This window comes from uncultured Piscinibacter sp. (genome assembly GCF_937952055.1).
Lineage (GTDB): Bacteria > Pseudomonadota > Gammaproteobacteria > Burkholderiales > Burkholderiaceae_C > Piscinibacter.
This window is the reverse complement of record NZ_CALFYO010000011.1, coordinates 170,309-183,103: the sequence shown is the minus strand read 5'-3', so window position 1 is coordinate 183,103 and position 12,795 is coordinate 170,309. Positions and strand designations below refer to the sequence as shown.

The 12,795-nt window shown below is 62.2% G+C and carries 4 protein-coding genes; 2 read left to right on the top strand and 2 right to left on the bottom strand.

The genetic code is table 11. The features are described from left to right. Nucleotides 1–244: 244 nt before the first annotated feature. Nucleotides 245–3,844, bottom strand: coding sequence for a DEAD/DEAH box helicase family protein (locus Q0599_RS04640; RefSeq protein ID WP_298826368.1), 3,600 nt, complete (start codon nt 3,842–3,844; stop codon nt 245–247). A gap of 601 nt (nt 3,845–4,445) precedes the next feature. Between Q0599_RS04640 and Q0599_RS04635 the strand changes: the two genes are divergently transcribed. Both Q0599_RS04635 and Q0599_RS04630 read left to right on the top strand, forming a co-directional pair. Beyond that, nucleotides 4,446–5,930 carry an AAA family ATPase gene (locus tag Q0599_RS04635; protein ID WP_298826366.1) on the top strand — a complete coding sequence of 495 codons (1,485 nt, stop codon included), beginning with the start codon at nt 4,446–4,448 and terminating at the stop codon, nt 5,928–5,930. Between the two features lie 203 nt (nt 5,931–6,133). Beyond that, nucleotides 6,134–7,375, top strand: a complete 1,242-nt coding sequence (locus Q0599_RS04630) for a hypothetical protein (protein ID WP_367180898.1) — start codon at nt 6,134–6,136, stop codon at nt 7,373–7,375. 138 nt (nt 7,376–7,513) lie between these two features. Here the strand turns inward: Q0599_RS04630 and Q0599_RS04625 are convergent, their stop codons facing one another. Further along, nucleotides 7,514–12,673 carry a RecQ family ATP-dependent DNA helicase gene (locus Q0599_RS04625; protein ID WP_298826364.1) on the bottom strand — a complete coding sequence of 1,720 codons (5,160 nt, stop codon included), beginning with the start codon at nt 12,671–12,673 and terminating at the stop codon, nt 7,514–7,516. Between the last annotated feature and the right edge of the window lie 122 nt (nt 12,674–12,795).

Sequence of the window (12,795 nt, the reverse complement as noted above, 5' to 3'; positions counted from 1 at the left end):
AGCGAACGTGCGGCGGCCCCTCAACGGCCTGGCTGTCGACCTGACGCCCGAGGCGTTCATCGGGGCCTGTGTCACACATGCCGCCGGTGCGAGCCTCGCTCGTCGGTCAGACGATTCCTGTGACAGCCGCACCCCCAGCGCCGTAGCATCGCCGACGCTGCGGCCGCAGCGCTTGCCTTAGTTCCACTCGAATTCAGTACGCCTCGTTGCAGCTGCCGGCGCATTGGTGATGACGCGTCGGTTCCTATTCGTTGCAGACGATTCGATACCGGACCCCTGCGCGATCAAACGTGGAGCGCACCGCTGCGAGGAAATAGAGAAACTGGAGGTGGCGCTGGTCCGTGCTCGTGAGGGTGTCCAATGCGGCATTCCGGCTCAGGAGGCCGCCAGTGAGCACGATGACCTCCTTCTTGTAGGTTGGATCCGCGAGTACCCTTAAGAGCGACGCATGTGCCTCGGCAGGCGTTGGAGCAGGGCTTGACTTGGTGACCTTGGAGACTATCCGCGGCTTGGTGATAACCGCTTTCCCGGCATCTTGAAGGACAACGTCCCAATCGCACTCCCACTTGTCTGAGAACGGGAAGTCGCGGCGGCTGGAGCCCGCGAATGCCAGACTGGCGACAGCTTGCCGCGTGACATCCTGGAGCTTGCGCGCGGAGACCCCCGCGGATCCGACAGCTGCCTTGCCGTGCACCATCAGCACGCGTCGACCAACGGGATCAATCCCATAGAAGTCGGCTGTCTCATCGGTCCGATCATCGCAAATGACCGTCGCACACTCTTGAAGATCTTTCGCAAGCTGAACATTGCCTGCAGCCGATCCGTTAATCCACCCGTACACGAGGCCAAACAGCGTCTTCGTGTCCCAGTCGGCAACCGTTGTCAGACGGGTATCTCCCTTCTCGCTCACCACTGCATCGACCGCCTTACAGGTCTCGAGGATCGACATAAGTGCTTCGTCAATCTTCGGCATGTAGAAGTGAGACTTCGAATACACGACGCCACGCTCGGACGTGACGATCCGAAACGACTGCTCCTGGTTAATGAGCCGTGTCAACGAGGTCGAAAGCGGTCGGCCAAAGGCAGTGCCGTCGGCTTCAGACTCTGTTCCGCCGGTTGATGCGTCTGAATTGACCACCGCGTCATTGAGGGTAGGGCTGGAAATCGCATAGCGACCGGTCGACGGGATGGCGGCCTTGTAGATGTACTTGATCTCGACCTCGTGCGGGCCGAAAGTGAAGGCATACCTTGGCGGTTGCGTGGGATCGGTGTTGCGGTTGGTAATCTCGCAGCACGTGTCATACGTTAAGAGCTCCTTGACCCCATCCCCATCCCAGACACGCTCTTCCCGTGTTTCGGTGGCAGTCTCCAAGAGCTCCCATAGGTCGAGCAGGATTGACTGAGGAACGCCCCTAATCTCGTCAAGGGGGGGCACCTCGATTGCAAATCGGTCGAAGTAGCCGTGCGGCAAGACGTGGTCATTAGCCATCGTATTGCCGACAACTCGTGCCCACTCCACATAGTCCTTGATCGGCAGATGCTTGTTGGTGGCGTCGGCAACGCTGGAGCGGGACAGCGACAGCCGGCGGCGCGCTGACCTATTGCCGAGTTGACCGAAGCCCCGAATGGACGTCGGCACTTGGCTGGTCTCTGCCAAGTCAAAGTAGCTGTCGTCGAGGGCATGCTTTCGGACGCTGATGGATCGCAGGCCCAACTCGCTCGTATCCATGCCGCTTGCGACCGTCTCGACGATACGCGTGGCATTGGCTGGCGGAGTGGCGCCGGCCGGAGGTCGGGCGAACAACCGCTTCAGTTCCACGGGCTCTGGGCTTAGCAGGCCCAGGCGGTTGTGGTCGATGCAAAGGCCCTCGGTGTCAAGCAAGAAGATGTAGCGGCCTGACCGGACGATAGACATGACGCCAAGCCGCCACTCAGGAATATGGTGACTTGCCAGATAGGGGGAGTTGTCCCAAGCCAAGTACCGAATCAGGCGAACATCCCGATAGATGGCGCCGGCCGGCGCCGACACCGCGGCGATGTCGAAGCGCTCTTCAAGTTCCATGGCCTCGCAGCATGCGGTCTGGAGTTCGTCCAGAAGCTTGTCCGAGATCGCGTTGGTCTCGTGTTTGTGCACGTTTCGGACTCGGCACACCACGGCCCGTCGAGGGAGGACGAAGGCCGACATCGTCGGGCTCTCGTCGAGGAGATGCCCCCCCTTGAACTCACCCGCGATGTACTGGACCGCTGGGGCGGTGCGCTTCACCGACGCGATCAGCTGCGTTTCGGCGATGAAGGCAATGTCAGACCGCTTAGCTGCATACTCTTCGTAGGCAAGATACTCAGCCCAACGGCGCTGGGTCTGTTCGGCCACCGTTGGCGCCCCCTCGTATCGGTCAAGACGCTTTGAGCTACCACGAATGAACGCGACTTGTCCCGTTGTGTCGCTCAAATCAGGGCGCCGGATGGCGCGTCCGACCTGCTGCACGACCTGGCGGGCATTCCCGAGGCCGTCGTAGAGCCAGATCTCAACGAAGGTGCTGTCGTCGATGCCCTCCATGAGCTTGGACTGGTGCATCCAAACACGGGCGTTCTGAGCTGCCACGTTCCCCTCTGTCTGCCGAACCTGACTGAAGCGAAGTTCCTTGAGCTGTTGCCTCTGCGTGCGAGTCAGGCCCTTGAGGTCGCGGCAATCGAGTTCGTCCTTGCCCTGATACGCGTCGTGAATGAGTACAGCGGCCACTCCCTTCCCCTTGGCGAAGAAGGCTCGCTGCAGCGCCTTGAGTGAAGCAAACGTCCCGGCATGAACGATCGCCTTCTTTCCAGCGGGTAGATTGCTGAGGGTCTCGGCGAACTCGTCGACGAAGCTTTGCGCGTTGTATCCGGACGCCTTCGCGGCTGCAGACCTACGACTCGCAGCGCCGCCTGGCGATTTGCCCGAGCTAGAGGCTACGGGCGGCGCGAACTCGACCTTCCTGATGAGCCCTTCCTCCACGGCTTCCTGCCACGGTAGGTTGAACACGAAGTTGCCGTCAATCTCGAAGAACTTGTAGTCGTTTCGGTAAGGAGTCGCCGAGAAGATGATCGTCGGCTTACCAATTGCCCGCACAGCCTGTGCCCACGAATACGCTGGCTCGTGATGCCCTTCGTCGACGATGACCAGGTCGACCGACTTCAGATAGTCCTGGAACGCCTCTAGGCACTCTTCGGGCGTCTTGCCATCTTCAAGTGCTTGAAGGCTGCTCGCGACCGGTCGAGCTTCTTTGCCATACATCGACCGGTGTGGCGGTGCCTTGATGCCAAGGACCAGGTGCAGCGCGTTGAATGTGGATACCAAAATCTGCCGGTCTTGGTTTCTTTCCTTCCAGATCTTTGCGTATTCTTCTGCCTCCAGCACCCGGACCGGCGCCATCTTGCCGCTCTTGATGAGTGCGCTGAGATCGTCGATCTCCGGCTGTGATAGGTTCTCGTGCAGATTGCAGTCGTGGTAAACGCCGCTGACTGAGCGACTCCAAAAGCGGAAGCTAAGGTCGTACTTCAATTGATGCACGAGCCCGGCGCGAGGTGTCAGAATCAACACCTTCTTGACGAGCGTTGAAGTGCAGGCCAGCGTGGCGATGACACCCGTCTTGCCCGTGCCCGTGGGCATCTTGATCAACGCCGCCTCCCGAGGCGCATTCGCGGAAGCGTGCCGTCGCGAGGCAATGTATGCGTGCGCCAAGGCGACAGCCCGTCGTTGGGGCGTCCAAAGTCCCTGTTTGGGTCTGTAAGCGCCCTTGGCACCTTTGCGCCAAAAGCCGACCTTGTCGAGTTCCACCATCGCCTGCGCATAGGTCTTGGCTACCATCGAGCGATCGGCCGCAGGGACCGTCAACGTGACGACGCCGCCCGTTGACCTTTCTGTCCCTGGCGCGGTCAGTTCGTCCAGAGTCTGAACCGAGCGCGGATTGACGCTTCGCGGCTTTGAAGCCAAGTTTCCCTCCGATCTTGAATGTCACTGCAGGTGCAAAATTTGCACTGTTTGCTACGCGAAGCCGAAGCCCGGATCCGCTCTGACTCTTACGTCGAACGTCCACATTCTGGCAAGCAACGCGTCTGAAAGACCGGCGGCAGCCTGGATCGATCTTACGCATCCGGTGAGATGGTTCGGATGACTGCGACATCTACGGGCCCAACCACTTAGCGCGGGAGTGCAGCGCTCCCTTTGGTCGTCAGGGCCGACTTCCGCACTGTGCAAAGCGTACAGCCGCCTGACGTCGGCATACGCGACCAAGGGCCGCGTAGCGACAGGGGGCGCGGGAGCAACGAGTCGTGCATGATGCAAACGGCGAACAACTATGCCACGCTGTGGCCAGGACGCTGAAGTGCCCCTTGCCTTACCCGTTTGAGTGAGCGTGAGGCGGCCGAACTCATCATCTCAACTCTGTGTTTAAGCCTGGGCCCTCAAGATGGATGCCATCCAGACATTTGCCGATGCAATTGCGGCCGGAACTTCAACTTCCGACAAGCAAATGCTTGACGCCATGCGTGGCATCTTCGGAGAGCGCTATCACAAGCGCTCTGGCCATCAACTGGACTACGAGCGCCCGCCCTTCATCCGCAACGCCTATGGCAAGGGTGGCGTCGAGACTGAGCACATTGCGTATGCGGGGTTCATCAACCCGGACAACCCTCCCAGCGGCCCCTACGGGGGTACCAGTTTGGTTTGGTTTCCGCGGGACGAAGGTTGTCTGATTGACTTCGGAATTGGCACACGAGGTCTGAGCCCCGACGAGGGAATCCTTACCCGCCCCGGCCATCGGCGGCGCATAGCCAGCCTCCGTCGGTACCTGGTCAGCAAGGGTGTATCGGTCGCCTGGGCCCGACAGGATCCCGCCACCATTGGAGTGCCGGTTCCGGATCTGATCACCAGGCAGCTTCCGGCCTGGGAGCCAGTTTTCAAGCGCTACAGCAACGAGCTGTACTGCCTAGCCGTGGTACCCAAAGACGACCCTGCCAAGGCACGAATGGTCGTACAGGCTTTCCTGGACCTCTACGCCTACGAGCGCGGCTGGGAAGTCCTGAAGAGCGCGCAGGAGGAGTTCCGCCAGTTCATTGCGAGTCTCAATGCCATGTGGCTCTCAACGCCCAGTGCTACGGAAATCGCAAGTCTCCTGGGGAGTCGCCGGTTCGTTGTACTAGAAGGCCCACCGGGCACAGGCAAATCGCGTGTAGCAGAACAGATCCTGCGCGAAACGTATGCCAGCAACGGCCTGATCACCCAGTTTCACCCCTCGACGACCTACGAGGACTTCGTCGCTGGGCTGTCTCCGGACGTGGCGGACACCAATCTGCGATTCACCGCACGGGCCGGCCATCTGTTGGAGGCCGCGGCCATGGCGGCCGAGAGGCCAGCTTTGCTTGTGGTGGATGAAATCAATCGTGCCGACCTCGGTCGTGTCCTGGGAGAGGCCATCTATCTGTTCGAGGCCGATTCCGGTGCGCCGCGCTCGGTCCGTTTACCGCACGCGATCGCCGGGTCGCAAGATTTCACGCTGCCTTCACGCCTGCACGTGCTCGCGACGATGAACACTGCAGACCGCAGCGTGGCGCGCATGGACTTGGCAATACGTCGGCGCTTCGCCTTTGTGACGATGATGCCCGACCGTGGCGTCGTTCAGACCCACAGCACGCCCACCGGCTTGGAACTCTTCGACGCGCTCTCTGATGTTTTCCTCGAGTTCGCTCCCGATGATGCCTTGGCGCTCCTTCCGGGTCACTCCTACTACATCGTGTCGGACCGAGACGAGGCAGCGTTGCGCACGCGCCTACGTCACGAGCTCTTGCCACTTGTCGATGACTACATTCGTGAGGGCTACTTGGGCCCGGCGACTGGAGCGCTGCACGCGGTGCGCAATCGCATTGCCGATGTGGCCCATGCTGACGGCGCTTGAACGTGGTCGCTGGTCGCGGTAGCGTTCGTCCGGCACGTCCGCGCCGCGGGCGTCTGCTGAGTGCAAGCGTCCACCTGAGCGCGGCACCGCACTCCAGTACCCTGCTGCACGGTAGCGACTGCGGGGCCCCCATCGTTGTGGATCCGGCTCCATACATCGCTGCGGCGCGCGAGCCCGGTTGGGGGGCTTACCTGGATGGGTTCATGTCCAGGAACCGGGTCGCCCTTCAGGCCCTGGAACTGGAACCCCGAGTTGTCTCCGGGCGGGATGGCATTCGCCTTGAACTTCACCCTGGACTCCGCGCAGGCGCAATTCCACTGAGATCGGCAGTCACCGGACAAGTGACTGGCGGCGTCGTCATCAACCCGCGCTTCGGTTGGCCAGGGGTCGGTCAAGTGCTGGCGGCCACTGGCTGGGGCAGTGGCCCCGAGTTTCTGAGCCTGCCACTGGTGCCCGGCAGTGGTCGCGAGGTGCCGCCGTGGGTTCTCGCTGGGCCGGTGCTGCGCCGAATGGCAGACCTTCTAGCTCATCTTCGGCCCGGGTACCGTGAGCGCCAAGAGGTACGCAACCATCCTCGCGGACAGATCCAGTGGCAAACCTACCTGACGCGCCAACTGCCGGCGGGACGCTGGCACCACTTGCCCTGTCGTTTCAGCGAACTCGACACAGATTCCAGACTTCGAGAGGCGGTTCGATGGACGCTGGAACGCCTGCGAGGAGATCTGGGTGCCGCAGGTGGCTCTGACCCTGTTGCGCTGTCACTGATCGCCCAAATCGTGGGCCTACTTGAGCATGTCGTTGATGTACCAGCACGCCGGCCGCAACGTCGGGAGCTCGAGGGCGACCTCGGTGGGAGTGCCATGGAGTCCATTGCGCTTCGAGAGGGTCTGCGCGCGATGGGATGGATCGTCGACGAGCGCGGCCTCGGCGGAGGTCGAACATCCGATGGCTTGGCTTGGACCCTGCCGCTCGAGCAACTGTGGGAGCGCTACGTCGAACGTCTGGTTCGCCGCGAAGCCGGACTAACGGGTGGCCGTGTGCGAGTGGGCCGATCGGGAGAGACGACGGTTCCCTTGGCCTGGAGCGCTTCTGGACATAGAGCCCTGGGCCATCTGGTACCCGACTTTGTGGTTCATCGACCAGACGGCATTGAGATCATTGACGCCAAGTACAAGTCGCACTTTGCAGAACTGGACGCGACTCGGTGGCATGGGTTGGCAGAGGACATTCAGGCCTCGATGCGGGCGGACATCCACCAAGTGCTGGCCTATGCCGCGACCAGTGGCTCGGCGGAGAAGATTCGCGCTACGCTGATCTATCCGGTCCGGCGCGATCTGTTTGAGGAACTGGAGCAAGTCGGTCGCACCGAGTCGCAGGCATTGATCCCAGTCGGCTCCCGACAGATCACGTTGCGGATGCAGGCTATCGCGTTTGGGGTTGCTTAGATGCTTTGAGAGGACCGCCATCGGGATAGACACTCCGACGCGTCGTCGGCAAGACCGACAACAAGCTGCGACCGATCCGCAGCCGCAGTTCGAGACCACCGACGCACGAGCGTTGGCTGGCGCCAGAGTCTCGGACACCTACTCCCCAGGCTCGACGACCATTTCCACGAGAACCGTTTCCCAGCGATCCGCCTTCAGTGCGGCCTGGTACTCGGGTGGACTTTGTTCTCGGGTCCGAACCAGAATGCCGGTCACTACACCACGTGTCGGACTCGGCGGCGGCACCGTCTTGTTGGCCAGCTTCCCCACCAAGACGCCGTCGGTTGTTGAGATTCGCTTGTCAGCAACGCGAACTTCGGAGCCACAGGACAAGCTTGCGATGCGAGCGTGCGCTGGATCATCCGTGGCCAGGCGCCCAGCAAAGCCAATGTCGACATCTGCAGGTCCTAACGATGCGTAGCGACGATCGATGTCACGGCGTTGATCCGGTCGAACCGCAGGAAGCAGATCAATGACCCCGTCCACCGTGCCCAGATCGACAAGGTATGGATTGCGCCCACCTTCTGCACGCATCACCGTCAGTGTCTCTTTGGCACGGGTCATCGCGACGTATAACAACCGTCGCTCGTCTTCACCGCTCCAGTGCCAGTCGGCACAGTCCATGACAATGACGTGCCCAAACTCGAGGCCCTTGGCACCGTGCGCCGTCATCAGCTTCAGCGCACTTGCGTGGCCGCCGCGACGAGATTCAGTCGCGGCCTCGTAAAGCGCGTCCATCACCTCGGCTGCGGGCACACGCGCGGCGCCGGTCGCGCCGGCGAACTCTTCAATTGCCTCTGACAGGTCTTCCCAATAGGGGTTCTCGAGTTGCCGCCGACGTTGGTACCGAAGCCACCGTCGCAACGCGGCCGTCGATACCAGGCCGGATCCTCTGGCTCGAAGAAGTCCAGCCAATCGCCAACCCTCTCGCGATTGCATCAGGGACAACTGGGCCCGGGCGCTCTCGCGCGTGAGGACCTCGTAGCGGAGGCCTTCAATGTCGCACAGGGCCCGCAAGGGCTCCAGCGATCGATGGGTCCGGGCCAGGATGGCGATGTCACCAAGTGCCAGCGCCGAGTCTGCACGCCGCAATCGTTGGATCTCGCCGAAGACGACCTGCGCCTGGCGGTTCGAATCTGCCGGCGCCGCGATGAGGCGAACCTTCCCGGCGTGTTCTTGGTCCAAGACTGAGTAGCGTCCGCCCGGGGGATCCGATGCCCGCGCCGTGTTAATCCGGATCGGATGATCGACCTTCATCCGGTCGTTCGCGCGCTGGATCACGTGGTTTGCGGCTGCGATGATGTTCTGCGTCGAGCGGAAGTTCTCGACCAGGTAGGTCACTTCACCGCCGTAGTCGGTCTGGAATCGGCGGATGAACTCGACGCTAGCGCCCTTGAAGCTGTAGATGTTCTGGTCGTCATCACCAACGGCCATGATGCTCAGCTTGGCATCCGGGTCGGCCTGCCGCCGGCCGGCCAGCGCGCTCACAAGTGCGTACTGCTGTTCGTCGATGTCCTGGTACTCGTCGACGAAGATGTATTCATAGCCCTGCAGCAAACGGTCGCGAAGCTCGTCTGCATCGGAGAAGGCGTCCGACCTCCCTTCGAGGAGGTCGATCGCGTCCTGCAGTAGCCGCCCGAAGTCCACCGAGGCACCGCGCCGATCGGCAGTTGCCAGGCTGGTGCCGGTCAAGCGTAGTGCCATGGCGTGGTACGTCAACACTGCCACGCCGCGAGCATCGTCGCCGACAAGCGCGACCAGGCGCCGGCGGAGTTCGACCGCCGCACTGCGATTGAATGCCAGAGCGATGATGCGGTCAGGTGCCACGCGCCTGACCCTCAGCAGGTAGGCGATCCGATGCACGATCACTCGTGTCTTTCCCGAGCCAGGGCCGGCCAGGACGAGATGGTTGCCGTGCTCGGGCTTTTCGACGAGCGCCTGCTGCACCGGATGATGAAGGTCATCCACGATGCGACGGAACGACTCGTCGGTCGTCGCGAGCTCCAAGAGGTCCGTCCTGCCCTTGAAGAACTCCCGTACGAATCGCTTGCGGGGCCAGGTGAAGTACGCCGCTACGAGCTCAAGCGCCTTGTCTGGGCTCTGCGATCCGAGCCGCGCGTACTCGTGCATCACATGCGTCTGCAGCGTGCGTTCCCGATAGAACTCCTGCAGTGGCGCGAAGTCGTCCTTCGCGAAGCGTCGCTTCAGCGCTTCGGGATCGGTCAAGATCGTCATCGCTGATCGGAACACAGAGCGACCCTTGTCGAGCTCGACGACGCGGTTCTCGTGCAGATAGAGCAAGGCATGCTCGAGTGCCGTTGCCGGATCGCGCAAATTGCTCTTCAGCTCCAGATCCGAGTCGATGGCGTCCAGGAGATCACGCGCCTTGCACTCGACGATGAGCCCTGACTCCCGGGCCCCTGCCGGAAGCTCGGCGAGCAACCTGGCCAGAACGACCTGGGCCACCACCCGTCGCCGCTCGCAGATCGTTCGGATCTGGGACCAGGGCCTGTGTAGTGTGACGCGCAGGCTGTCCGGCCCGAGTCCGCGAACCTGCAGCATGCTGCGCTTCTCCGTGCCGGAACCGAAGCTCTCCGACAGAGACCGTAGACAGTTCCGCAGCACTTGCGGACTCACTCGAGGATCACTGTCTGACAGGCCCAGCCGGCGCCGTAGCTCGGTGCACAGCGGCCGAACGCTCAAGTGCTGTGCATTCCCATCGGCGTCTGCGTCGGGCGCGTTCTCAGACATCAGATCGAGCAGCGCGCGCTCCATCCGGTCGAGATGTTCCAGGGCGAGGTCGGACGCACCCTTCACGCCCTTGGATACGCGGACCGTCAGGCCGAGGTCATTGGCGAGTATGCCGAGCTGTTCCAGCTGGTGAAGAATCCGAAAGCACTCCTCTGGCGGAACGCCTGCTTCAAGCATCAGCTCGTCGGTGCTCACCCCTTCAGGGCTTTGATTCCGGAAGAGCGTCGCAGCCACGGCCATGAAGCGCTGCCGGGTCGTTTCAGGGAGATCGGCTCCGAAAATCCGCTGTTGTGCCTCCTCCAGAGATGACACGCGCAGGCTCGCCGGGAAGACTCGGCTGTTGTTCTCGTTGCGCTTGAGGAAACCGCTACGTTCCAGCCAGGCGATCGCCGTGGTGACTTTGGTCGAGGCGTCGCGACTTTCGATGTCGATCGCCGTGCCTTCGCTCTCTGCCAATAGCTCCTTGGCCGAGACGACGATCTCGGGGCTCTTAAGTCGCTTGACTCGCTCTCGTACCGCTTTCAGGAGTCCGACGAAATCCCGGTGTGTGAGCTGTGATGTCGAAGAGAGGCGAAACTGGGTCTCGACGTCCTCTTCGTCGAACAGCAGCACGCAGCGGGCTGCATCACCGTCCCGCCCCGCCCGCCCGGCTTCCTGCAGGTAGTTCTCCAGCGAGCCGGGAATGTCGGCGTGGATCACGACCCGAATGTCTGGTTTGTCCACGCCCATCCCGAAGGCGTTGGTCGCGGCGATGACGGGCAGGTCCCCTTGGATGAATCGCTGTTGGATCTCCTTCTTGGTGTCTGGCCCAAGGCCACCGTGGAAGCACCCGCAGTTGATTCCAGCCGAGGTGACCATCTCGGCCATCGTTTCGGCTGTCTTGCGGGTGGCGCAGAAGATGACCGCGGCTCCTCCGCCCTTGAGCTCGTGTCGCAGGATCTCGACGATGCGCTGGGCCTTCTGCGCGCGGGGCGCGGGGACTACCAGATACGAAAGATTCTCGCGCTCGTGTCCACCGAGAAAGCGGCCGAGCTCTATGTTCAGGCCATCTCGGAAGTGCGCACACAAGTCATCGATGACGTCCGGCTTGGCCGTGGCTGTGAAGCAGGCGATTGGCGCGAGCTGGTTCGAGAAGTGCTCGCGGATGAAGCGCGACACGTAGAGATAGTCGGTCCGGAAGTCGTGACCCCACTTGGAGAGGCAGTGCGCCTCGTCGAACACCCAGGTTGCGATCTCGCGCATGCGGATGGCCTCGGTGAACGTTCGGCTTCGGAACTGCTCGGGCGATACGAGCACGATCCCCGCATCGCCCAGTCGGATCTTGTCGAGGGCTGCCCTGCGCTCGAGCGGCGTGAGCAGCCCGTTGATCGTGACGGCACAGTTCACGCCTGCCGCGACGAGGTTATCCACCTGGTCTTTCATTAGCGATTGCAGGGGCGAGACGATGACCGTCAGCTGGCCGGAACGCCAATAGTGGACGAGCGCGGGAAGCTGGTAACAGATTGACTTGCCGCCGCCGGTGGGCAAGACGGCAAGCAGGCTCTTGCGCTCCAGGCCCGCCACGACGATTGCTCGCTGCAGTGACCCACCGTCGGGCGCTTGTGGCTTCGAGCGGAACGTTGGCTTCTGGAAATGCGCGAAGAGCAGTGACTCAGGGTCGTGCTGTTGCGTGCAGTAGCGGCAACCGGCCTGGCCACAGGTGTGTTCGCGCAGCTCCCCAATCAGGCTGCGGACGCGGGGAATGGCGCTGTGCACCCAGATCGGAAGTACCGAGTTTCCGCCTGAGACCCGGACCCAACCCAGCGCATAGGCGAGCGCCGTTCTGTGCTCGGCGGAAGCATTCGAGTCATCGGCACCGAACCTCGCCAGGCGTGTGCTGCAGCACATCTCCCCGAACCGCCCGATCGCGATGTTTGTGGCGGCAGCTGCTTCCGGCGCTGGGGCCCTTCGGATAGCGGCAATCAGGCCATCTAGCAGCTCATCGTCGCGGAGCAGGAAGTGCAGCAGCGACATCCATTCCGGGTCACTCCGATGCATCTCGGCCAACGCATCGACCTCGTCCCCCAAGAGATCGAGTGTCAGCCGCGCGTCCTTGAGCGGGTCGTTCCGGGAGTCCGACAGCAGCTTGTAGCCTTTGACAAGCCGATGGTAGGGATTGGTCGGGAACGCGATCGCCGACAGCTCGAGCGTGTCGATGATGGGCAGGTCCAAGAAGGACAACCCGGGGTACTGGCGCCGCAGCTGCGGCAGATCATGTCTGCGCAAGTTGTGGCCGACCAGGACTCTGGCACCTTTGGCGACGGCATTGACGCGGTGGACTACCTCCTCGGTACCGAGTCGACCGGTGGACAGGCCAAGGAAGGTGTCGTTGTCCGACCGAACCGCGCCGACCTTGAAGATTCGGTCGGCGTCCGATGGATTGGATTCGATGTCGACCGAAAGCGCCGCCCACTCGGCCAATAGTTGCCGAGCAGATATCGACGGCTTGTCGATCAGCCCTACGGTCATTCGGCCTCTATCAGGGGCACCATGGGTGGGTCCTGCTGCACTGGATCAGCCTCCAAACGCCTGCGGACGACTTCGGCGGCAATTCCGGTCGGCCGGCAAGCGTGCATCGTAGCCAATGGCCC

Coding starts and splice junctions, on each gene's coding strand:
- Q0599_RS04640 (WP_298826368.1), bottom strand. CDS start 3,844: ATGGTAGCCAAGACCTATGCGCAGGCGATGGTGGAACTCGACAAGGTC.
- Q0599_RS04635 (WP_298826366.1), top strand. CDS start 4,446: ATGGATGCCATCCAGACATTTGCCGATGCAATTGCGGCCGGAACTTCA.
- Q0599_RS04630 (WP_367180898.1), top strand. CDS start 6,134: ATGTCCAGGAACCGGGTCGCCCTTCAGGCCCTGGAACTGGAACCCCGA.
- Q0599_RS04625 (WP_298826364.1), bottom strand. CDS start 12,673: ATGACCGTAGGGCTGATCGACAAGCCGTCGATATCTGCTCGGCAACTA.